Raw genomic sequence first — 19,959 nt, 5'->3', positions numbered from 1 at the left:
GTGGTCAGGTGATGTCGTGGGCCCGGCGGTACGCGTCGAGCACTGTGCGGCCGTTGACGGCGACGTGCGGGGCGGCCTCTCGGGCGAGGCGCAGGGCGGTGTCAAGGTCGAAGCGGCGGGTTTCCAGCCAGGCGTCGTCGCGCTCCGAGGGGATGGGCTCCCGCGACCACTCGCCATCCGACCCGAGGCAGGCGCCGTGCCGGGTGACGGCCCACATGCCCCCGCCCCTGTACTGCACGGCGATCACGAAGGGACTCCGGTTGATGTCGCCTTCGAGGAGGATCGATACCTCGTACTCGGTGGCCTGGACGGTAACTACGGGCGGGAGGGTCATGAGCAGCTCCTGGGGCGGGGGCCTTTTCAGGGTGACGCGGCTTTGGCCGTTTGCTCCCCCCGCCCGGGTAGGCAGGCGCCCATCATACCCGTAAACGTATTGCTTAAGCCAGACGTAAAATGGTTCGAGGTGATGTCGTTCGTCACCTCATCCCGCCGAACCCCCACCCCACCCCCGCGGCCAGGCCTACGATCTGACCCAGGGTCGACACCCTCCGGCCCGCACCCCGGGGAGCAGCAGATGACCGCGACGACCGAGCACACGCCGGACTACCCGCCGAAGACCCCGCCCCCGCCAAAGCGCCCCTTGTCGCCTCCCCGCCCGGAGACGCTGCTCCCCGACGTCCTGGCTGCGGGCGTACCCGCCGGCCCCGGCAGGGCCCTGTCCCGGTCGGGAAGGCGTGGGGTAACAATGGCGAACCGACGCGGTGCGAACTGGGTGCTGGAGTCCGCCCCATGGGCCACGGGGAAAGCCCGGAGGCTGGTGCTGGGGCAGTTGGCGAAGTGGGAGTACCGGCCCGCCCCCGACGTGCTGGCCACGGTGGAGGCCGTGGTGACGCTCCTCGTCGACACGGCGGTCGCCGACGCCGGCACACGGGTCACGGTCCACGTGTCGGATCAGGACCGGCAGGTGTGCATTCTGGCCCTCTCCCACGCCACCTCGACCACCCGGGACACCACGGTTGCTGCGGACGACGAGGACGACGAGGACGTCCTGCACCGCATCACCGCCCACCAGACGGTCACCAGCTGCGGCACCGACACCGGGCCCGACGGACGCCACACCTGGGCCGTCCTCGACCTCTAACCGGACGCAGCACCCGGACACGACAAAGCCCACGACTATCCGGTCGGGGGCTCACTGCTGGTGCGGGACGCCTACCTGGCGGCAGCCCGGTTTTCCGCTCGAGACAACTGCTCCGGCCTCGTCCGCGGGGCGTTCGTGTACCAGCAGAACGGTCGGATGCCGTCCGCGGCTGCGAGCACTCGAGTTGCCGCCCCCAGCACACTGCCGGGCTCGACCCGGGCCCCGTCGATGGAGGCCAGCATGCGCGCCCCGTGGAACTCGCATCCGGGTGCGGCGCCGCCGACACCGTCGAGGATCGTCACGGCGTCATGGGGGCCGATGCACTGGGCGGGGTCCTCGGCGTGCGCGGCCGTACAGCGGCTGGTGTCCTGCGTGCGGTCCTGGTCCACGGCCGGCTCTCCTTGGGGCGGGGGTGTCTGCGCCCAGTGTGGCAGCGGGCACCGACAAGGCGGGGCGGAATACGGCTGTGCCCCGGACCAGGGCCGGTCCGGGGGCACAGGGACGCAGTGGTCAGCGCCGGTAGGCGCGGTCCTCGGTCTGCGGGTAGTAGAACGTCGTCTCGCCCTGCCTGGGGTGCTCCCGGAACATGAGGTTGTCGAGCTCGCAGCGCGCCTGGTCGACCGCCTCATAGGCCGCGGTCAGCCTGCGGGCCGGCACGGCTTCGGGCCCGTACTTGGGGTAGGCGTTCATCAGGTCGGTGCCCAGGTGGAGGAGCTCATCCCGGATCGCGGCCAGGCGCAACCCGAGCTGCTGGTGCTCCTCGGCGGACAATCTCGGCTTCGTCATGGTGTCACGCTCTCTCTTGCGGGGGCGGTCTACAGGGGCGGGACGTACAGGCCGGCGGCGGCCCCGATCTGGCGGACGTCCATCGTGGGCTGCAACGGGGACGGCTTCCACCCGGTGACCTGCTGGATGAAGCCGCTGCGGTCATTCGCGGTCGCATGCCAGCCGAGATCGACGACAGGCAGGCGCAGCCAGTTCAGGCGCTCCCCGGTGTCGGGGTTCGTGGGGTGGGTGTAGTACGTGAGGAAGTCCTCGTTGGCGCCGGTGTGGGGGGCGGCCTCGAAGGTCCCGCCGGGTGAGGTAACGGTCCAGTCGATGCGGACTTCGCCGCGCCGGCACTGGTCGGGGTGGCGTTGGTGGTCTGCGTCGGCGTACTGCTTGGCCCACCGCCGCCACAGAGTGTCGGCGGTGATCTCGTCGGCAAGGTAGTCGTCTGCTTCACCGACCCCGGTTGGGTCGTAACGCAGTGCAAGCTCATGGGTATGGGTGACCCTGCGCTCCCTTGAAGTGAACCTCCACTGGGTGCCCGGTTCATAGGGGAGGAGAAGGCCGGTTGGTACGTCTTCATCGGTCATGCGGCCAGTCTTGTCGCCTGTGACCTGCCTTGTCCGGGCATTGCACAACAACGCCCCCAGCCCGGATCGGGCTGGGGGCGGTGCGCCGACGACAGGGCATGCTGCTACACAGACTGGCACTGCTTGCAGAGGCCTTCGCCGTGAATCTGACGGCCGCACCCGGAGCAGTCAGTGATGTCGTCATCCGACGGCTCTGCGGGCCACTCAGCGGCAACGTCGGGGGAGCCCTGCGCTTGCTGCGGAAGCGAGGAGGGCTGCGGCGTAGCCGCGTGCGGAGGAACGATCGCGTCCCGCCTGGCCACTGGCATCATGTCCGCCTGCCACATGACCTTACTGAAGAACGTCTCTCCGATCGCGGAGAGCGGCAGGGTCCAGGGCCTGCCGAACGATTTGATCTCCCACTCGTTGGCCCGCGCCCTGTCCGCGGCAGCGCTAATCCGGCCGACCGTGCTGTTCGCTGCCTGCCGCTTGTTTACGCCGCCACGCAGGTAGTAGGCGGCCGAGTCCTTCGTTGCCCGGTAGATGAAGTTGAAAACCTGGCCGAGGCTGAACGTTGCCAGGGCGTCGGCAAGGGCCGTCAGGGTGCCCTCTCCCTGCTTCATCTCAAGGTTGTGCTCGCCCAGCTTCATGTCGAGGTAGGACGAGGCGTAGGACAGTGCCAGCTCGTCCCACAGATCACGCCACTGCTCGTGCCACTGCGAGGGCCAGGGGCCTTCGCGGAAGGTCTGGTTCAGTTCGTGCAGGAGCCGCGGCGACCGGGAGCTCAGGTCATCCTCGGGGCCGTACAGGTAGTAGCTGGCCTGCCCGAGGTAGTACGAGCCGTCTGGGGCATCGTCCTTCCAGACGAAAGCATCCGGGTGCGAGTCAGGGTGGACGGCCACCGTCCGGTGCTCGGCATTGAGCAGGCGTCGCTCAAAGTCATACAGGCGGTTGTCGGGGGCCCACCGGCGATCCTTGGGCCAGATGCTGGTCGGGGTGGTCAGGCCGGCGTCCTCGACGGCGGGGTCGCTGAACATGGCGTGCAGCGCGACTGCCTGGAACAGCGAGAAGCCGTCGACGGTCAAGGCGTCTACCCTGCGGACCGGAAAGCGTTGCAGGAGGGCGTTTCTGCGCTGCCTGGCGGCCTGCCGTTGAGCTTCTTCGCGTTCCTGCTGAGCAGCAAGCTGGCAGGTGCTGCAAACGATGTTGCCCTGCCGGATCAAGGACGCAAACTCTGTCCGGTTTGCGACATCGGTGGAACCACCGCAATCGGCGCACACGAGATCGATGATGGCCGCGGTGGCGCCGGCCTGTACAAGTCGTGTCAGCTCTTGGGGCTTGAGATCGAACGCGGCCCGGACTCCTGCGACGGTCTGCTCCCACGTCTCACCGTCCTCGGCGAGGCGCCAGTAGGCCTTGATGGCGGCTACCTCTTCAGGGATGTCCGTGTAAAGCTCGAGCCCGATCTGTGCCATGTTCTCCCCCGTGTTGTCGGCAGTTCATGATTCCACGCGATTCCGGATACGAGGTACGGAACCGAAAGCGAGGAAGGGGGATCGGCCACGAGTTCGAGCTACTCCACGACGATCACCGGGCCGACCCGCGAAGGCCAGCCCGGTGCAGGGTGTCAGAACGGGGCGGGAACGCCCGCGTTCTCGAGGCCGTGCTGCTCCGCGGCGTCTTCGGCGCACCGACGACAGAGCATCTGGCCGGGGACGAGCTTGTTGCCGCACATGCCGTCACGGCCGTCGCACTCGGTCTTCCGGCGGGCCTCTTCCTCAGCAGCAGCCAGCGCCCGCCAGTCCTGCTCGGTGCGCACCGCCGGGGCGCCTTGTACGGCCCGCTGAGGCGGCAGCGCAGCGTCGGACGAACCGGCGCCCACAGGAGGCGTGTTCGCGCCCGTGGGCCGCTTCTGGCCGCACTCCCGGGCCCGCTCCGCCTTCCAGTCCGCGATCCGCTCCGCACACAGCCGACAGGCCTCCCCGGTGTCCAGGCTCGCCCCGTTCTCGCACCGTAGATCCGGGCACGCGAACCGGTCACCACGGCGCAACGGGCGGACCATCGCAACAGCAGCACCAACAGGAGTGCGCAGCTGCTCGTCCGTGTGGAGCTTGTCGGCGAATCCGTGGTTCACCCACCGGTACATGATCCGGTCGCCCATCTGCTCAACGGTGCGCCCCTCCGCCATCGCCTTCAGGATCGCGTCCGACAGGCTTGAGGCGAGCGGCAGGCCCTCACGGATCGCCTGGGGGAGAAGCGCCCTGACGGCGTGGATCTGCGCCCACTCGGCGGCCGTGTACTTCCGCCCTTCCTTCTTGCTGCCGCTCTTCTGTCCTCGAGCTGGCCCGCGGGTGTCGTCGTGCTGGTTGGGGGAGGAGCTCGTCTTGCCGGACGCGGCGGAGCCGCTGTTTTCCACAGGCCCCAGGTCCCTACTACCTGAGGAGGGCCTACGGCCGTCCAGCAAGACGTCTTTCTCTCGAGAAGGGGTCTGGACAGGGCTATAGACATTGCGCAGCACGGGTGCTGCGGGAGTAGCAGCATGGGTGCTGCCTGAACCGGCAGCATGGGTGCTGCTACTCCCCTCCTCGCCCTCTCCCTGTTCAGCGGACTGACGCTGCTCCCTGACCTTCTTCGGGTTGACGCCCTTGGGGACGCCCCCCTTCCGCGCAATGCCCTGGGCGCGCTTCTCCGCCCGACGCTTCTCGATCAGCTCCTTTGCCACGTCAGCAGCCTTGACGCCCCGGCCAAGCGGGTCCTTCCACTCGCCGTTCCCCGCGTACATCAGCGGGTAGTCCTGCAGGTGGTAGACGTTGGAGTCGTTGTGGGTCGGGTTCGCCGGGTCGACGCGCTCCTCGATGACGACCATGCCGGCGACCTCCATCTCGACCAACGTGCGGTCGACGGTGGACACGGAGACGCCCATCTGTGCGGCCAGCTCCGGGCGGTACGGCTTCCCCTTGGCGGTGGTGCGGCCCTGAGTGTCGGCGTACGTCACGAGGATGGCGTAGAGGGTCCGGGCGTTCGTGCTGTAGCGGGGGTCGCACATCCAGCAGGACGCGACCATGCCGAACGGCAGGTTGCCGCCGCGGCGGACTTCCGGGTTAAGGCTCACTGCCCTGCCCCCCGGAACGACTTTGCTGCCTGCTCGATTAGCTTCTGCGCGTCGACTCCGGTGAAGTCGAACCATTTCCCGCGGATGACGAACTCGGACGGCCGGATGCGGCGGAATGAGTGCTTGATGCTCATGCGGTCACCCCCGCCGTACGGAGGATCACGGAGCGTGCGCTTGCGGCGATGTGCACTACTAGCGGTACCCTCATGGGGACCTCAGCTTTCAACAGAGCGAGTGTCTGATGCAGCGGTTGTGAGCCGCTGTTGCGCTTGGACGGCCGGTAGGAGCTGCGAACTCTCCGGCCGTCTGCGCGTTTCTGGGCCAAGCCGTGGCTGGCCAGATAACCGGGTCACGAAGTCTTGGGGCGTCTGCCCCTGCCGCCTCGGGGTGGACCGCTGCGGAAGTACTCCAGGAACGGCGCAGTCGCCATGGTCTTGGCGTTGCCGATGTGGCCGTACTCGTACGGTCGGTCCGGACCGAAGGGCCAGTCCTCGTTGCGTGAGATGTACCGCAAGCCTTCGACGGTGATGCTGCTCACCAGGCCGAGACTCATCAGGAGATCGGCGCCGGTTGCGAAGGTTACGAACGGCGGCAACGAAGACTTGGCGGTCACTGGAGATCTCCCAGTGCCGAAACTTCGATGTCCTCAAAGTTTGTGGGTAGGGTCAGCAACGGCAGCTCCGCTCTCTCTAGGTCGGTCTGTCACGTAGCCGCTTGTCTTCGCAGGTCGGCGGCTATAAGGGCGGTCGGCCGGCCTGATGAACCGGTCGACCGTCACAGCCTATGCAGGAGCACTGACCATCCCTCCCATTCGTCAGCTTTGGGGAGGCGGGGGTGACTGCACGGCCAGGTCTATCCTAAGCTCCCCTAGGGGAGTGTGTCACGCTACCCCTGTCGAGTAGGGGAAGGCCCCCTGAGCGAGACATCAGATGGGGCGTTAGCGTGGTCCCCTAGACAAGCTACGAGGAGGATTTCTTGCCAGGCGAGAAGACGCCAAGCGATCGTGAGCAGCCCGCTTTCCAGCGGATTGCTGCGGAGTTGCGCGCCCAGATCCTCGACGGGGTGCTGGAGCCTGGCCAGAAAGTGCCCAGCGAAATGGAACTCAAGGAACGCCACGGCGTGTCCAAGATGACCGCTCGCAACGCGCTCGTCTCCCTTCGGGACCAGGGTGTCCTCGAGAGCCGCCACGGCAAGGGCTTCTTCGTCCGCTCCTTCGAGCCGATCCGCCGCAATGCGACCAAGAGGCTCTCCAAAGAGCTCTGGGGTGGCGGACAGTCCATGTGGTCCGTCGATGTTCACGACCGGCCGATGATCCCCCTGAACGAAGAACCTGAGGAGATTTCCCCGCCGACCGAGATTGCCCGCACCATGGGCCTTTCTGGCGACGCCACAGTGTGCAAGCGCGCCCGGATCTACACGGTTGAGGGGGTACCCGTCATGGCGGCCGTTTCCTACCTTCCGATGGACGTTGTCGCCGGGTCGCCCATCGTCCAGGTCGACACCGGGCCCGGCGGGATCTATGCCCGCCTTGCCGACCTTGGTCACGAGCCCAAGCGATTCAGAGAGGAACTTCGGTCGCGGATGCCAAGCCCCGACGAGGCGGCACGGCTAGGCATGGGAGCCGGCACTCCAGTGATGCATATCGTGCGCACAGCCGCGGACGAGTCGGGACGCATCGTTGAGGTCAACGACATGCTGCTTGACGCCTCCCGCTTCGTCATGGAGTACGACTTCACCGACTAGATCGGTCGCCTTGAGCCCCTGTCAGCACCTGCTGACAGGGGCTTCTTTGCGTTCAGGGGGCGTGTTCGCTCTGCGCGCTTGACTCCCATAGGGGACTGGGCTTCAATGGAGCTAACGAACTCCCCTAGGGGAGTTGCCTCTCTCGCGCTGGAAGGAGATTCCCATGAACGACGGAGACCTGCTGAACGCGATCGAGGTAGCGCGCATCCTGCGGCTTCACCCCCAGACCGTTCGAAGGCTGGTCAGGGAGAAGCAGCTTGACGGCCACCTTCTCGGGACGGGAACGGCCCGCCGACGCGGACTCCGCATCCCGAAGGCGGCCGTCGACAACTACCTCAGCCAGACCGCCGTCGCCTGACACGGCAAAAGGCCCCGAACACCAGCGACGCAACCGCCAGTGGCCGAGGCCTTTGAACAGAACCAACCACCTGCTGAACCAGGAGGAGATCCGCGTGAATCAGCGTAGCCGCATCACCGGACACACCGCACCCACCACCCCGGGCAACGACATGGACGAGGCGCTGCGCCGCGTACAGGGCCGCCCCGCGCCGACCAGCCGTCCCCGCGACACGAAGGCGGTCGCGTGATGCCGAACCGGCCCCTCACCCCCATCGACGTGTTCATGGGTCGCCTCATCGACCTCAACAGCGACGGCGTCCGCCACGGAGAGCCCGGCACCCGCCTCATCGTCGCCCCCATCCCCATGCACGCCGCTGACGCGCACACCCAGTGCTACAGCGTCGACATCACCGAGGACGGCCTCATCCGCATCCTTGAGCAGCTCGGTGTCACCGCGGAGCAGCTGGCCGTGATGCTGTCGCAGCCCGAGCCGAGGGCGGAGGCCGCGTGATGGACAAGAACCTCGAAGCCGCGCTCCGTCTCGTCACCGAGCTCCAGCAGCTCAACGGGGCCGACATCCTCGCCAACCCGAACCAGACCGCCATCGTCCGCGTCACCGTCAGAACCATCGACGGCCAGTTCGCCGGTGAGGCGATCCTCAACCCGCGCGCCACCGAGGAGCTCGGAGACGCAACCAGCGTCGTCACCGGGTTCGCCCTGACGATGCCCGCCGACTACCTCGCCGGCCGTAGCGCCCCCGGCCCCGAACTCGACCCGCTGCTCATCGCCGCGATCGAAGCCCACTTCGACGACATCGACCCCCAGTCGTACCTCGCCGACGTATTCGACTCGCAGGACGCCGAAGCCTCCCTCGCCGCGTACGAGCAGATGGTCACCGGCGAATGGGACGGGGACCTGTGATGGCCGACAACCCGCACGCCGAGCAGCAGGCAGCAGACGCCATGGCCGCCCAGCGGATCGCCGAAGCCCAACGCGCCGCCGCAGCGGCCGAAGCGGCACGGGCCGCCCGAGGCGAGAAGTGAACGCCCCCGCGGCCCTGACCGCCACCACCGACCTCGACGACGTCCTCGACGACCTGACCGGCCTCGACTGGATCCCCGGCATCAGCTCGATCCTCACCGGGATCCGCGAAGCCCAGACCGCCATCCGCGCTGGCCGCCTGAACCTCGACGCCACCCAGACCCTCATCGCGACCACCGCCGGATCCGCCGGCGCCGACCTGGTGACCGCCCTCGCCCAGCTGGTGGCCACCGCCACCAACCCGGACACCAACCCGGCCCTCCGCCACCTCCCCCTTCACCAGCAGAAGGACACCCAGCACCACGGGGAGATCACCCTCTACGCCCTGACCGACACCGACGTCCACCAGCCCGCATCCGAAGCATCCGCAGCCATCAGCAGCCACTGACCCGAAAGGACCGTTCATGGGATCTGCAGACCGCTGGCCCAACCTCACCGGCAAGAGCTGGGCGAACAAGACCGCACCCCAGATGACCGACGCCGAGGTCAACGACGCCCGCGCCACGTTCGCCGCGGTCGGCCGCAACGACTACGAGGGCGAGCATCTGCGCCGCCACGGGCTCCCCGAGGACTACGGCGACTGACCACCCCACCCGCAGGGGTCCGGCCGAGCCCACAGACCGGACCCCCGCACCTACCCCGAAAGGACCCTCCATGACCACCACCGGCCGCCACAACGGCGACGACGAGCAGACCACCACCCGCATCCCTCTCGACGAAGTCTGACCACCCGCGGGGGCCCGGGACCACCGGCCCCCGCACCCACTCCGCCACTCAACGACGAGAAAGGCACCCCATGACCGCCGCCGAATTCCGCCAGACCCACGCCGACCCCACCACCTGGACAACCGCCGACCACGAGACCTACGACAACCTCCGCCGCGTCGACCAGCACATCGGCGATCGCGCCCGCACCTGCTGGTTCTGCGCCGTCGAGACCCCCGCCGCCCTCTCCCGCTGCCAGTTCTGCAACCACCACGTTGACGACGGGCCCGAGCCCGCCCAGGCCTCCACCAACCGGCTCCACAAGCTCCTCGCCCCCGCCGCCTGACCACCCGAAGGACACCCCGACATGACACAGACCCCCGGCGAAGCCGCCCAGCACCTCATCGACACCCTGACCGCCGCACTCACCAACCCCACCCTCGACGACCAGGTCGAAGCCGCCGCCTACAACGCCCACCACATCATCCAGACCCACGGAGGCGGCGACACCCCGGCCGCCTTCCGCGACACCCGCAACTAACCCCCCAACCCCGGAAGGACACCGCCCATGCTCTCCACAGTGCAGACCGCGGTCGAGCAGGTGCCCGTGCAGGCATGGGCCGCCCTTCTCGGCCTCACCACCCTCACCTTCGGCTACCGAGCCGCCAAGAAGGCCCAGGCCCGCGCCAGCCGGAAAGCCACCGACCCCAAGAACCGCCGCAACGCTATCGGCTTCCTCGGAATGGGCCTCGTCGTCATCGCCGGCCTCGCCCTCTCCACCAACACCAGCGCCCGATTCGCCGAACAGCGCCTCCACATGGACGCCCCCTGGCACATGACCGTCGGCCTCGTCCTCGAAGCGATCGTCCTCGGCCTGTCCGTGTACGCCTGGGCATTCACTGACAAGGGCGCCACCCGCGCCGCGTACGTCCTCGTCCTCGCCCAGGCCGTCGGCGCCATCGAAGTCGTCCGCTTCGAAGGTGAGGACGCCGGCACTGCCCTCGTCCGCATCGTCGGCCCCGTCATGCTCGCCTACGGCCTCCACAAGCTCCTCGGCCTCGAAGCGAAACTCGGCAAGGTCGAGATCAAGGCCGACGGGCTCCTCGCCCGAGCATGGCGCGACCGCCTCAAGCGCCTCGAATCGAAACTCGGCATCGGCTCCCGCGGCGCCGACGCCGAAGCCATCAGCCGCAGCAATGCCGCCGACCGGTTCGTCGACCTGAACTCGGTTGGCAAGCCCAAGCTCATGACCGGGCGCCAGTACAAGCGTGCCCTCGTTCGGTCCGGCCGAGCCGCCCTCCACGGCCTGGAAGGCTTCGAGCGGCAGATGACCGAAGCGCACCTCGTCGACCGAATCGCCTTCGAGAAGGGCATGCAGCTTGGAGGCGGCCACTTCGAAGTCGCCGTCATGCAGGGAGTGCGGTCGAACATCGGACCCCACAATGTGGACGCGGCTCCTCCGCCCGTCGCCACCCCTCCCACCAGCGCGGTTTCCGGAGCCGCACCCTCCGGCCAAGCCGAAGACGCAGCCGAGCCGCACGACGACAAGCCGCAGCCGCGTTCGAACCCCGCAGCGACCGACGCCGAGCGCAAGGCCCGCGCCTTCCGCATCTACGCCGACCTCGGCCAGCCCTCCCAACGGGCCTTCATCAAGAAGTGGCGCGAGCTCGGATACGGCGAGACCGACCAGACCCTCCGCGAGCTCTACAACGAAATGCACGCCGCCTTCGAGAAGTCCCGCAACGGAAGTGACGACTGATGAACCCCACCCTGACCCCGTCTCAGTTCACCAGCCCCGACATCCGGATCACCGGGCCCGCAGTCCTGCTGGCCACCGACGACCCGCACGAGGACCTCAACATGCGCCAGGTCCAGGAGGAGCTCGCCGCAGCCCTCCGGCACATCGACGACCTGCCCCGCCGATACCCCTACGAGGACCCGGACCGTCCCGGCAAGCCGCTCTAGACCACCCAACCGCAACCCGCTGAAAGGAAATGCAGGACGTGAGCGCAGAGACAATCACCTCGGTCGAGCCCGACTCGACGACCCCCTCATCGTTCACGTTGGGTGACAGCATGGGCGGCGGGGCGGGGCGGGGCGGAAGCGAGAACGGCGCCCAGGGCCCTCTTGTGGTCGTTCAGCAGCCCCGAAACGCTGCCCCGCCCCGCCCCGCCCCGAACCGATCTCAGGGCAACACGGATAATTCGTTGCGAAACGGATATGCGGCGCTGTCACACAGCGTGAGCGGTGAAACGGCGGCGATCGGCGTCGGATTCCTCGTCGCAGGCCCCGTCGGCGCCATCGTCGGAGGCGTCGCCGGCCCCGCCCTGGCCGCCGCCGTGATGTGGCGCAGCAGGCGCCGCGAGCACGACGACAACACCAACCGGAACAGTGCCAGCACAGGCAGCCCCTCCCGCAGCCCACGCAACAGCGACCGCGGGAACGGCGCCCGGAATACCGGCAGCAGGAACACCCCCGGTGGCGGCCGGAACCACACCCCGAACGGACGCGGGAACGGCACCACAGGGCCGGGAGGCCACCGCAAGCCGAAGGTGAAAGACCCGGTTGCCGACAAGCTCAGCAAGCTCGGGAAGGGCCTCGCCGACAAGTTCAAGAACAACGACAAAACGAACAAGGCCCCGAAGAACAGCAAGCGCGACCGTACCGACCGGAAGGGTGCCACCGACCCGAAGGGCAGGAGCGGGAAGAACCCGAAGGCACCCAAGAACAGCGACGGCACCAAGGACACGAAGGACGGATCGAAGAGCGGCCAGAAGCTGAAAGGCCGCAGCAAGCAGCCGCCCAGCGACCGGCCCTGGACTGGTCGAGGTAGCAAGGACAAGAACACAACGAAGGGCGGGAAGGGCGCCGGCGCTACGTCGTCCACAGCCCGCGACGCCCTCGTCCCCAAGACCCCGAAGGGCGGAGGCAGCACCAACGGCGACGGCATCATCGACGCGGAAATCGTCGACGACGGACTGCCCCCCAAGCCCCACAACCCTCCCAGCGACATCATCGACGTCGAGGTCATCGACGAGGACCGGATCGCTCTCGTCCGACAACAGCGCGAGAAGAAGCGCCGCCGCCAAGCCGTAGCCGCCGGAAAAGCAGCAGCCCAGCAGGCGGCACGCGACGGCAACACCGGAGACCCCCACAGGGTGAAAACCGAAGTCATCCGCCAGCACAACCACCACATCGACCTTGCGCTGCACAACGAAGACCAGCTGCTCGCCCTCGCGGCCGCAGCCGAGAACCCGAGGAGCACCCCAGTGAACTACCCCGCGATCCAGTCCGCCCCCGCCGGCACCAGCACACCGGGCACCGCCATCGCGCGGCAGATCGACTTCCGCACCTCGGTGGCCTACGCAATCCTCCGCGCCATGGCCGACCAGCTCGCCCACGGCCTCCACAGCGACGACGACGCCGACATGGCCGACCACATCATCGAGCTCACCGGCATCCCGAACATGTGCAAGAACCTGTCGATCGCCGTGCAGGAAGCCGGCCGCGCCCTCGCGAAGACCGCCCCCCTCCACCCCTCGGTCATCAAGCACCTGAACAACGCTGCCGTCGCCGCCCGCACCGCAGGCGTCATGTCGGAAAGCATCATGGTCGTCTTCGTCCAGGCCCACCGCGCGGACATCATCCGTGTCCTCGACCCGCGGATCGGGGAGGAGCGGTGGAACATCCGCAACGCCCCCGGGACGCTCGACGCCGCGAAGCTCCGCGCCGCCATCGCCTCCGCACACGCTGCCCGTCTTGCCCTGCCCTCAGGCAACGCCTCCGGCGTCAACCAGAAGGGCGGCAGCAAGCTCGTCCCCGCCTCCGACGCCAGCACACGCAAGCTCGTCAACCTCATGAAGGGCTTCGGCCGCGGCCACATGGTCACCGTCCTGTCCGAAGTCGCCGGATCAGCAGTCGGCGTCGAAGTCGTCGCCGACTCGATCAACAAGCTCTACCGGCGCATGACGAAGACCTGGCCCACCGAAAACATCGTCGATGACACCGTCCTGCGTACCGCCGGGCAGGTCCGGCGCGTCTCCGAAGAGCTGATGAAGGCCATCAAAGCCGCCCAGAAAGCCCACCAGCGTGAACTGCGCCTGAACGCCAAGGGGCGCAACGGCAAGGGCGCCCGCGCTGAACGCAAATGGGACGTCGCCGCCGGTCGGGGATCGTCCGAGTAACCACACCAGGAAGGAGGAACATCATGTCCACTGCAGAACTACCGGTGACGCTCACCGACAAGCCGAAGCGATGGGACTTCTCAAGGGACGCCGTCACCCCCGGGCGGCTCGTCGCATGGGGCAGCGAACTCGCCCTCGCATCCGCCCTCGTCGCACCCCTCGCCGACATCCCCTGGGAAGCCGGAGCAGGAGCCGGAGCCCTCTGCACCGGTGCCGCAGTCATGTACGAGAAGGCCCGCGGCTCCTGGCGCCGCGTCCAGGTCGCCCGCGCCGCGTCCTGGCTCGCCACAACAGGCTGGGTCTCCTACGCCCTCGCCACCGGCCCCACCCTCCTCACCATGTGCTTCGGCGGTGCGATCTGGGCAACCGGCGCCGCAGCGAACATCGGCATGGACCGGTGGGGCGAGGACACAAAAGCAGCCGAGAAGGAACTCGACCGGCGCCTCGAACACGGCGAGCAGATCAAAGGCGCCCAGAGCTCCTGGGCGCGCCTCATCGAAGAGGTCTGCGGCATCGAAGGGGCCGTCGCCGACCCGGTCGTCGACAAGTGGGGGAGCGGCGCCGGCGAAACCATCAAGGTCACCCTCCCGGCGCACCTGAACATCGACGCGCTCCGCGGCTACGAAGCCGCCCTCGCCGGCGCCCTCCACCTCCCCAAGGGCGGCGGCGTGTCCTTCAACGCCGGCGGCCCCGACATCCCCCGCAACGTCGTCTTCCTCGCAATCACACGGAAGAACATGATGCGCGGCGCCATCCCCTACCCGAAGCTCACCCCCACCACCATCAACCGGCCCGTCGGCTTCGGCGTCATCGGCAACGGAACCGAAGCTGGCCTGAACCTCAAGGACGAAGGCTTCATCGCGATCGGCGCCCAGGGCTCCGGGAAGACCGCTCTGATGAAGACCCTTGGCCTCGGCCTGGTCCGCTGCGTCGACGCGATCGTCATCGACCTCGATACCTCCGCGAAAATGTCCGCGGTGTTCGTGAACCCGTACCTGCGGTACGGCATCGGCCGCCCCCTCATCGACTGGCCGGCCACCACCGAAGACGAGTGCCGCCTCGTCATCCAGGCAGCCAGGGCCGCCATCGCCGCCCGCAAAACCGAGTACGCCGACCTCCTCGAGGACGAGGACGTCGACAACCTGCCCGCACGCCCCGACATCCCCGCCATCCACATCCGCGTCGACGAGACGAAGTCGATGCCCGACGACGTCCTCGAAGGCATCGACTTCATCATCGAAGAGGGCCGCTCCGTCAACGTCCGCGTCTCCAACACCGGGCTCCGCGCCACCCGTGAGTACATCACCGGCACCATGGACGAACTCACCCCCGGCCGTATCGGGCTCCGCACCAACAACTCGTCCGAGCTCAGCATGCTGTTCCCTGACGCCGGCGCCCCCGACATGGCGATCTTCACCGACCCTGGCACCGTCGCCTACATGTCCACGACGAAGGGCCCCTTCCAGCCGACCCCCGCCAAGGCCTACGCCACCATGGCCGAAGCGTTCACCGAAGGCTCCGACGACTACACGCGGATGCAGAACCTCTTCATGGACGCCGCCCGCGAGCTCTCCCCCATTCGCCCCGACATGGACGACGTCACCGCCCGCGCCATGGGCCTCGCCTGGACCCAGCGCTGGGCCCGCATCATCCCGAACCTCCGCGGCGACGCCCACGGCAACGTCACCGCCGACCGCATGCACGAATCCGTCTGGGAGCTCTACACCTCCTGGGACAAGCCCGCCCCCTACAGCCTCCTCCTCGGCCGCATGACCGACGACGACGGCGACCCGATCACCCCGCCCTCCTCCGGGAAACCCGCCGACATCCCCCGCCTGACCGAAGCCCTCATCGACGAAGACGCCCTCGAGCGCGCCGCCCAGCAAGCAGCCGCCATTGAAATGGCTGCCGCGACACCAAAGCCGGTCTCCAACGACAACCTCGCCGTGACCCTCTTCGCGACCCACGGTCGGCCCGCCAAGCCGTCCGAGATCTACCCCCTGATGGTCCGGGCCGGCTACGAAAAATCCGACCGAACCTTCCGTGACCTGTGCGTCAAACTTGGCCTGCAGAACAAGCTCCTGAGGGGCGATGATGGAACCTACGCGGCCCCTACCGGTGAGGTTCCTGATGCAGCCGGACGAGTTCCCGGACCTGAAGATGACGCACATGGACGAAGCGATGCTCCACATGGCTGAGCTGATCGTCGGCCTGAAGAAGGCCGGCCTCAGCGAGGACTCAGCCGTGCGCTTCGCCGCCATCTACTTCAACGAAATGTCCCGCAATCAGCCGGACGACGACTGACCCAACCGAGCGACCAAGGAGAGCCCCCGGGTCGTACCCGGGGGCTCTCTGCGTCCACAGCCCCTGCCCCTTGCCGCGTAAGGACCCCACGATGAACCCCACCCAGCCCGACACCCAGGTGCAGATCGACGCGCAAATCCAGCAGTTTCGCGCAGCCATCAACGACGCCACCCGCATCCCGACCTTCCACCGCGACGACAGCAAGCTCCCCACCATCGGCGACGCCCAACCTGTACCCCAGCCCGGCCGGCCCCCCATGACCCAACGCGCCGTCGACCTCAACACCACCATCCTCACCAGCAGCGTCCTCGTGGGCGTTCTCGGCGCATCAACAACGGCCGTCCTCTGGGGCTCCGGCCAGGCCGACCCCACCGTCATCGCCTGGGTCTGCGGGTGCGTCGTAGGCGTCCCCGCCGCCCTCACGCTCCCCGTCCTCGCCCTCAAAAGCCTGATGAAGAGCGCCAAGGAAGTCGCCCAGGCCGCGCCGGCACCCGTCCACCACCACTACAACGGGAACATCACCGTCGATCAGCGCAGCATCCACGCCAACACCCGCGGCATCATCGCCAACACCCGGAACGAGCTGCCGTGACGCCCAGCCCGAACACGGTGACCGCCCGTCTCCCCGACGGGCGGCTCCTCATCGCCATCCTCGACCCCAACGTCCTCGACCACCACAGCCCCCTCCGCTACCACCTCCGCAAGGAGTCGTCGCGGCGAGGACTGAAGGGACCAAAGCCCCGAACTCTGGCCACCGCACTGACCGTGCAGGCCGGCACACGGGGGGAGGACCCGAGGGAAGGGCAGCCCGGACAAACCCCCAATCGTGCGCCACGCTAGAACTGCACGGCCCGGACAACGGACTTCCTCGACGTCCCCGCGCCCAGGAGCCCGCCAACCGGGCCGTGCCACAGACCCCCCGCCCCACCGCAGGACAGCGGAAGGCCCCGACCGAATCCCCCCGGCCGGGGCCTTCCGCATGAACCCGCCGTCACTGCACCGGCTTCCACACCTCGCAACGCTCCGACGTGAACTGACCGTCCGACGACCGAATCGTCACCGTGATCACCCGGGCCGACGTCGCGAAACCGTTGTCGATGATCTCCCCCGACTCCGACGTCCGCTCCCAGTAGCAATCCTTCATGCTGCCCTTCGCCCGGTACGTGCCCGGCGGGATCGTCACCGTGTCCTCGTCCTCCGCCAACTGCTCGTCAGTCGGCGGCTTCGACGACACCAGATACGTCCCGTTCCCGAACCAACGCTCATAGTCCCCAGACACCGCCTGGTTCAAGGTCTTCGTCCACTTCGGGCACAGCTTCGGAACGCCGGCCTTCAGAATGTCCGCCCCTGCCCCGTCAAGATTCCCCGACTCCGCCAGCCACTGAGGCCGGGACATCCCGTCCACCGCGCTCTCCGGCAGCGACTCGCAGATGTCCGCCACGAAATCCGACGCCGACGAATACAACTCATCAACAGCCCAGCCCTTCTCGTCCGCCAACCGGTCGATGTCACCCTCCGGGCCGGCCGCGTACACCGGCTCCTCAACCGTCGGCACAGGCTCCGGAGTCGGCGACACAGACACCGAAGGGCTCGAGGACGCCTTCGCCCCCGCATCCCCGCCCCCATCACTCCCGCACCCCGACACCGTCACCGCGGCCGCCAACGCCGCCACAACCATCCCCACCCCGCGCATACGCCTCATGCGCGCAGGATGACACCACCACCAGGCAGGGGGAAGGAGAAGCCCCGCATCGGGGATCATCGGTAACAGGCGCGGGGCCTAACCGGAACAACGACACAGCGGGAGCCCCACCGCCATGAACTCCAAAGCCACCCAGGCCGCCATCACCAGTCGGCGCGCCAAGCTCATCGCCTACCGCCGCGAAGGCATCCGCTACGACGACCCCCGCATCACCGGCCCCGAATCCCCCACCTGCCTCGGCTACTCCAGCGTCCAAGGCGCCTCCAAAGACCTCATCCGCGCCCTCGAAGAAGCACGCGACGCCGAAAAGGCTGAGGCATCCGTGTACCGGCAGCAGGAGAATGAACGCCTCGACTCCCTCCTCGAAGCCGTCTGGGACAAGGCCACCACCCCCAGCCCCATCTTCGACAAGGAACGCGAGATCGTCGGCGAGGAGATCGACCTCAAGGCCGTCGACACCATCCTCAAGCTCATGGACCGGCGGGCCAAGCTCAACGGCCTCGACATGCCGCAGCGCACCGAACTCTCTGGCCCCGACGGCGGTGCAGTACCCCTCGGAAACGGGTCCCTGGACGAACTGCACACCCTCATGAGTTACGCCGGTCAGATCACCCCCACGGTGCCTGGCGAGCAGGAGGACGCTGGTGGCAACACCAACGGATGACCTCCTCGAGGACACGCTGCTCCAGCACTACCGAACCCTGCCCATCGCCGATCGCCGCCGCATCGCCGCACAAGCGAGCCCCGACGTCCGCCTCCGCCTGGCCTGGGTGGAACGGCAGATGGCCATGGACCGCTCCCCGGGCGCCCTCGCATCCGTCCTGACCGAAGGCCGCGAGAAGCAGGCCCCGCACCTCGACATGATCGATGACGTGTTCCGGCGGATCGCAGCAGGGGAACGGATGCAGGTGATGATCACCTGCCCTCCGAGGCACGGGAAGAGCCAGCGCGCTTCGCGGTGGGGCCCCCTCTGGTACCTGCGGCGCAACCCGACCGCCCGAGTGATGCTGGCCTCCTACGGTGCGGAGCTCGCCGACGACCACGGCCGGTGGGTTCGCGACCAGCTACGCCTGTACGGCGACACCCTTGGTGTCCGTCTCGACCCGGCATCCCGGGCCGCGAACCGGTTCGACCTCGAGGCTCCCCGCGGGTCATCCGTCCGCGGCGGCATGGTCACGGCCGGTGTCGGAGGGTCACTTACTGGCAAGGGATTTTCACTTGGTGTGATCGATGACCCGTTCAAAGGCTCCGACGACGCGAACAGCCCCGCCCAGCGCCAACGCGTCTGGGACTGGTACCGGTCCGTGTTCTACACCCGACGCGCCCCCGGTGCCTCCATTGTTCTCATTAATACGCGTTGGCATGAACTGGACCTGTCCGGGCAGATCCTCGACACCGAACCCGAGAACTGGACCCTCATCGACCTGCCCGCCCTCGCCCTGTCCGACACAGACCCACTCGGACGGCAACCCGGCGAAGCTCTCTGGCCCGAGCAGTACGACGAGGAAGAGCTCGCCCGCACCAAACGAGCCGTCGGCGAACGCGTCTGGTGGGCCCTCTACCAACAGCAGCCCCGCCCCCTCGAAGGCGGCGTCTGGCAATGGGCGTGGATCACGGACAACCGCATCAACCCCATCGCGTTCCGCGCCGTCGACCTCACCCGCGTCGTCGTCGCCCTCGACCCCGCCGGAGGCGACACCCCCGGACACGACGAATCCGGCATCGTCGCCGCCGGCCGCTCCACCGACGGCCACTACTACGTCCTCGCCGACCGCACCGGCAGCCACAGCGCCGAAGCCCGCGGCCGCGAAACCTGCCTCCTCGCCCTCGAACTGCAGGCAGACGCCATCGTCGTCGAGACGAACTACGGCGGCGACATGGCCCGCCAGAACGTCATCCAGGCCTGGAACGAACTCGAACGCCAAGGGCGCACCGAAGGTCATCCCATGCCAAGGATCGTGGACGTCACAGCGAAGAAGGGTAAACGGCTGCGCGCCGAGCCCATCGCCCAGCTCTACGAGACGAACCTCGTCCACCACACCGCAGAGCTCCCGGCCCTCGAATCACAGATGGTCACCTGGGTACCCGGCATGGACTCACCAGACCGCCTAGACGCACTCGTCCACGCGCTCACTGAACTCGCCAACCCGGCGACAACAGCGGTGGGCAGCAGTTCCTACAGCGATCAGAGACTGGCAGGACGTAGATGACAACCGGAAATGGCGACCGCTGGCAACCGGAAAATGTGAAGTGGTGAATCCATTTTTGGTACCGGAAACGTTCGGAAAGGGGTACAGAGACCGATCGTGATCTGTACATTGGAACCCAGGCCAACCTAGCGCACTACTTCG

General features: G+C 67.7%; 28 protein-coding genes. 19 read left to right on the top strand and 9 right to left on the bottom strand.

Going from position 1 to position 19,959, the window contains the following annotated elements; all coding sequences use genetic code 11:
* Positions 1-4: 4 nt before the first annotated feature.
* Complete coding sequence (locus ACFVS9_RS28395) at positions 5-334, bottom strand: hypothetical protein (RefSeq protein WP_389936819.1); 330 nt, start codon at positions 332-334, stop codon at positions 5-7.
* A 411-nt stretch (positions 335-745) separates the two neighbouring features.
* Here ACFVS9_RS28395 and ACFVS9_RS28390 point away from each other — a divergent pair, with 411 nt between their 5' ends.
* Entirely contained in the window at positions 746-1,141 is a 396-nt protein-coding gene (locus ACFVS9_RS28390) for a hypothetical protein (RefSeq protein ID WP_389936816.1), read from the top strand.
* Between the two features lie 71 nt (positions 1,142-1,212).
* Here the strand turns inward: ACFVS9_RS28390 and ACFVS9_RS28385 are convergent, their stop codons facing one another.
* The 7 genes from ACFVS9_RS28385 to ACFVS9_RS28355 all read right to left on the bottom strand — a co-directional run bounded on the left by ACFVS9_RS28385 (position 1,213) and on the right by ACFVS9_RS28355 (position 6,128).
* Positions 1,213-1,530, bottom strand: a complete 318-nt coding sequence (locus ACFVS9_RS28385; protein WP_389936813.1) for a hypothetical protein — start codon at positions 1,528-1,530, stop codon at positions 1,213-1,215.
* Between the two features lie 121 nt (positions 1,531-1,651).
* Positions 1,652-1,927, bottom strand: coding sequence for a hypothetical protein (locus tag ACFVS9_RS28380; protein ID WP_389936810.1), 276 nt, complete (start codon positions 1,925-1,927; stop codon positions 1,652-1,654).
* 29 nt (positions 1,928-1,956) lie between these two features.
* On the bottom strand, positions 1,957-2,499 hold the full coding sequence (locus ACFVS9_RS28375) for a hypothetical protein (protein ID WP_389936807.1): 543 nt from the start codon (positions 2,497-2,499) through the stop codon (positions 1,957-1,959).
* Positions 2,500-2,603: 104 nt separating this feature from the next.
* Complete coding sequence (locus ACFVS9_RS28370; RefSeq protein ID WP_389936804.1) at positions 2,604-3,953, bottom strand: hypothetical protein; 1,350 nt, start codon at positions 3,951-3,953, stop codon at positions 2,604-2,606.
* Positions 3,954-4,105: 152 nt separating this feature from the next.
* Positions 4,106-5,590, bottom strand: coding sequence for a hypothetical protein (locus ACFVS9_RS28365; protein ID WP_389936801.1), 1,485 nt, complete (start codon positions 5,588-5,590; stop codon positions 4,106-4,108).
* Complete coding sequence (locus ACFVS9_RS28360; protein WP_389936798.1) at positions 5,587-5,724, bottom strand: hypothetical protein; 138 nt, start codon at positions 5,722-5,724, stop codon at positions 5,587-5,589. The genes ACFVS9_RS28365 and ACFVS9_RS28360 overlap by 4 nt, the downstream gene beginning before the upstream one ends.
* 215 nt (positions 5,725-5,939) lie before the next feature.
* A complete protein-coding gene (locus ACFVS9_RS28355) occupies positions 5,940-6,128 on the bottom strand; it encodes a hypothetical protein (protein WP_389936795.1) in 189 nt (62 codons plus the stop codon).
* 437 nt (positions 6,129-6,565) lie between these two features.
* On the opposite strand from ACFVS9_RS28355, the gene ACFVS9_RS28350 reads away from it, so the two are divergent.
* From ACFVS9_RS28350 to ACFVS9_RS28275, 16 genes are all read left to right on the top strand, one after another.
* Positions 6,566-7,333 carry a GntR family transcriptional regulator gene (locus ACFVS9_RS28350; protein ID WP_389936792.1) on the top strand — a complete coding sequence of 256 codons (768 nt, stop codon included), beginning with the start codon at positions 6,566-6,568 and terminating at the stop codon, positions 7,331-7,333.
* Positions 7,334-7,496: 163 nt separating this feature from the next.
* A complete protein-coding gene (locus tag ACFVS9_RS28345; RefSeq protein WP_389936789.1) occupies positions 7,497-7,691 on the top strand; it encodes a helix-turn-helix domain-containing protein in 195 nt (64 codons plus the stop codon).
* A gap of 94 nt (positions 7,692-7,785) precedes the next feature.
* Positions 7,786-7,920: a hypothetical protein gene (locus ACFVS9_RS28340; RefSeq protein WP_389936786.1), complete on the top strand. Its 135-nt coding sequence runs from the start codon at positions 7,786-7,788 to the stop codon at positions 7,918-7,920.
* Positions 7,920-8,183, top strand: a complete 264-nt coding sequence (locus ACFVS9_RS28335; protein ID WP_389936783.1) for a hypothetical protein — start codon at positions 7,920-7,922, stop codon at positions 8,181-8,183. Before ACFVS9_RS28340 ends, ACFVS9_RS28335 begins: the two co-directional genes overlap by 1 nt.
* Positions 8,180-8,593, top strand: coding sequence for a hypothetical protein (locus ACFVS9_RS28330; protein ID WP_389936780.1), 414 nt, complete (start codon positions 8,180-8,182; stop codon positions 8,591-8,593). Before ACFVS9_RS28335 ends, ACFVS9_RS28330 begins: the two co-directional genes overlap by 4 nt.
* Positions 8,593-8,715 carry a hypothetical protein gene (locus ACFVS9_RS28325; protein WP_389936778.1) on the top strand — a complete coding sequence of 41 codons (123 nt, stop codon included), beginning with the start codon at positions 8,593-8,595 and terminating at the stop codon, positions 8,713-8,715. Before ACFVS9_RS28330 ends, ACFVS9_RS28325 begins: the two co-directional genes overlap by 1 nt.
* Entirely contained in the window at positions 8,712-9,101 is a 390-nt protein-coding gene (locus ACFVS9_RS28320) for a hypothetical protein (RefSeq protein WP_389936775.1), read from the top strand. Before ACFVS9_RS28325 ends, ACFVS9_RS28320 begins: the two co-directional genes overlap by 4 nt.
* A gap of 16 nt (positions 9,102-9,117) precedes the next feature.
* The gene (locus ACFVS9_RS28315) at positions 9,118-9,297 is read left to right on the top strand and encodes a hypothetical protein (RefSeq protein ID WP_389936772.1); all 180 of its coding nucleotides are present in this window, start codon (positions 9,118-9,120) and stop codon (positions 9,295-9,297) included.
* A gap of 212 nt (positions 9,298-9,509) precedes the next feature.
* A complete protein-coding gene (locus ACFVS9_RS28310; RefSeq protein ID WP_389936769.1) occupies positions 9,510-9,764 on the top strand; it encodes a hypothetical protein in 255 nt (84 codons plus the stop codon).
* Between the two features lie 21 nt (positions 9,765-9,785).
* Complete coding sequence (locus ACFVS9_RS28305) at positions 9,786-9,959, top strand: hypothetical protein (protein ID WP_389936767.1); 174 nt, start codon at positions 9,786-9,788, stop codon at positions 9,957-9,959.
* A 27-nt stretch (positions 9,960-9,986) separates the two neighbouring features.
* A complete protein-coding gene (locus tag ACFVS9_RS28300) occupies positions 9,987-11,177 on the top strand; it encodes a hypothetical protein (protein WP_389936764.1) in 1,191 nt (396 codons plus the stop codon).
* Complete coding sequence (locus ACFVS9_RS28295) at positions 11,177-11,383, top strand: hypothetical protein (protein ID WP_389936761.1); 207 nt, start codon at positions 11,177-11,179, stop codon at positions 11,381-11,383. The genes ACFVS9_RS28300 and ACFVS9_RS28295 overlap by 1 nt, the downstream gene beginning before the upstream one ends.
* Before the next feature lie 29 nt (positions 11,384-11,412).
* On the top strand, positions 11,413-13,602 hold the full coding sequence (locus ACFVS9_RS28290; protein ID WP_389936758.1) for a hypothetical protein: 2,190 nt from the start codon (positions 11,413-11,415) through the stop codon (positions 13,600-13,602).
* Positions 13,603-13,625: 23 nt separating this feature from the next.
* The gene (locus tag ACFVS9_RS28285; RefSeq protein WP_389936756.1) at positions 13,626-15,800 is read left to right on the top strand and encodes a hypothetical protein; all 2,175 of its coding nucleotides are present in this window, start codon (positions 13,626-13,628) and stop codon (positions 15,798-15,800) included.
* Positions 15,784-15,906, top strand: coding sequence for a hypothetical protein (locus ACFVS9_RS28280; protein WP_389936753.1), 123 nt, complete (start codon positions 15,784-15,786; stop codon positions 15,904-15,906). The genes ACFVS9_RS28285 and ACFVS9_RS28280 overlap by 17 nt, the downstream gene beginning before the upstream one ends.
* A 91-nt stretch (positions 15,907-15,997) precedes the next feature.
* Complete coding sequence (locus tag ACFVS9_RS28275) at positions 15,998-16,498, top strand: hypothetical protein (RefSeq protein ID WP_389936750.1); 501 nt, start codon at positions 15,998-16,000, stop codon at positions 16,496-16,498.
* Between the two features lie 399 nt (positions 16,499-16,897).
* On the opposite strand, the gene ACFVS9_RS28270 is transcribed toward ACFVS9_RS28275, so the two are convergent.
* Positions 16,898-17,608, bottom strand: a complete 711-nt coding sequence (locus tag ACFVS9_RS28270) for a hypothetical protein (RefSeq protein WP_389936748.1) — start codon at positions 17,606-17,608, stop codon at positions 16,898-16,900.
* Positions 17,609-17,723: 115 nt separating this feature from the next.
* Between ACFVS9_RS28270 and ACFVS9_RS28265 the strand changes: the two genes are divergently transcribed.
* Together ACFVS9_RS28265 and ACFVS9_RS28260 are read left to right on the top strand one after the other, a co-directional pair.
* Positions 17,724-18,272: a hypothetical protein gene (locus tag ACFVS9_RS28265; RefSeq protein ID WP_389936745.1), complete on the top strand. Its 549-nt coding sequence runs from the start codon at positions 17,724-17,726 to the stop codon at positions 18,270-18,272.
* On the top strand, positions 18,253-19,818 hold the full coding sequence (locus tag ACFVS9_RS28260; protein WP_389936743.1) for a terminase large subunit domain-containing protein: 1,566 nt from the start codon (positions 18,253-18,255) through the stop codon (positions 19,816-19,818). The genes ACFVS9_RS28265 and ACFVS9_RS28260 overlap by 20 nt, the downstream gene beginning before the upstream one ends.
* Positions 19,819-19,959 lie beyond the last annotated feature (141 nt).

It is taken from the genome of Streptomyces sp. NPDC058008 (genome assembly GCF_042886395.1).
GTDB lineage: Bacteria > Actinomycetota > Actinomycetes > Streptomycetales > Streptomycetaceae > Streptomyces.
This window is presented reverse-complemented; position numbering and strand designations above follow the sequence as displayed.

What these genes read in the sequence shown, in the direction of transcription:
- ACFVS9_RS28345 (WP_389936789.1), top strand. Translation starts at nt 7,497, where the DNA reads ATGAACGACGGAGACCTGCTGAACGCGATCGAGGTAGCGCGCATCCTG.
- ACFVS9_RS28395 (WP_389936819.1), bottom strand. Translation starts at nt 334, where the DNA reads ATGACCCTCCCGCCCGTAGTTACCGTCCAGGCCACCGAGTACGAGGTA.
- ACFVS9_RS28300 (WP_389936764.1), top strand. Translation starts at nt 9,987, where the DNA reads ATGCTCTCCACAGTGCAGACCGCGGTCGAGCAGGTGCCCGTGCAGGCA.
- ACFVS9_RS28370 (WP_389936804.1), bottom strand. Translation starts at nt 3,953, where the DNA reads ATGGCACAGATCGGGCTCGAGCTTTACACGGACATCCCTGAAGAGGTA.
- ACFVS9_RS28335 (WP_389936783.1), top strand. Translation starts at nt 7,920, where the DNA reads ATGCCGAACCGGCCCCTCACCCCCATCGACGTGTTCATGGGTCGCCTC.
- ACFVS9_RS28310 (WP_389936769.1), top strand. Translation starts at nt 9,510, where the DNA reads ATGACCGCCGCCGAATTCCGCCAGACCCACGCCGACCCCACCACCTGG.
- ACFVS9_RS28290 (WP_389936758.1), top strand. Translation starts at nt 11,413, where the DNA reads ATGCAGGACGTGAGCGCAGAGACAATCACCTCGGTCGAGCCCGACTCG.
- ACFVS9_RS28295 (WP_389936761.1), top strand. Translation starts at nt 11,177, where the DNA reads ATGAACCCCACCCTGACCCCGTCTCAGTTCACCAGCCCCGACATCCGG.
- ACFVS9_RS28380 (WP_389936810.1), bottom strand. Translation starts at nt 1,927, where the DNA reads ATGACGAAGCCGAGATTGTCCGCCGAGGAGCACCAGCAGCTCGGGTTG.
- ACFVS9_RS28265 (WP_389936745.1), top strand. Translation starts at nt 17,724, where the DNA reads ATGAACTCCAAAGCCACCCAGGCCGCCATCACCAGTCGGCGCGCCAAG.
- ACFVS9_RS28375 (WP_389936807.1), bottom strand. Translation starts at nt 2,499, where the DNA reads ATGACCGATGAAGACGTACCAACCGGCCTTCTCCTCCCCTATGAACCG.
- ACFVS9_RS28285 (WP_389936756.1), top strand. Translation starts at nt 13,626, where the DNA reads ATGTCCACTGCAGAACTACCGGTGACGCTCACCGACAAGCCGAAGCGA.
- ACFVS9_RS28360 (WP_389936798.1), bottom strand. Translation starts at nt 5,724, where the DNA reads ATGAGCATCAAGCACTCATTCCGCCGCATCCGGCCGTCCGAGTTCGTC.
- ACFVS9_RS28305 (WP_389936767.1), top strand. Translation starts at nt 9,786, where the DNA reads ATGACACAGACCCCCGGCGAAGCCGCCCAGCACCTCATCGACACCCTG.
- ACFVS9_RS28325 (WP_389936778.1), top strand. Translation starts at nt 8,593, where the DNA reads ATGGCCGACAACCCGCACGCCGAGCAGCAGGCAGCAGACGCCATGGCC.
- ACFVS9_RS28390 (WP_389936816.1), top strand. Translation starts at nt 746, where the DNA reads ATGGCGAACCGACGCGGTGCGAACTGGGTGCTGGAGTCCGCCCCATGG.
- ACFVS9_RS28270 (WP_389936748.1), bottom strand. Translation starts at nt 17,608, where the DNA reads ATGAGGCGTATGCGCGGGGTGGGGATGGTTGTGGCGGCGTTGGCGGCC.
- ACFVS9_RS28280 (WP_389936753.1), top strand. Translation starts at nt 15,784, where the DNA reads ATGCTCCACATGGCTGAGCTGATCGTCGGCCTGAAGAAGGCCGGCCTC.
- ACFVS9_RS28275 (WP_389936750.1), top strand. Translation starts at nt 15,998, where the DNA reads ATGAACCCCACCCAGCCCGACACCCAGGTGCAGATCGACGCGCAAATC.
- ACFVS9_RS28315 (WP_389936772.1), top strand. Translation starts at nt 9,118, where the DNA reads ATGGGATCTGCAGACCGCTGGCCCAACCTCACCGGCAAGAGCTGGGCG.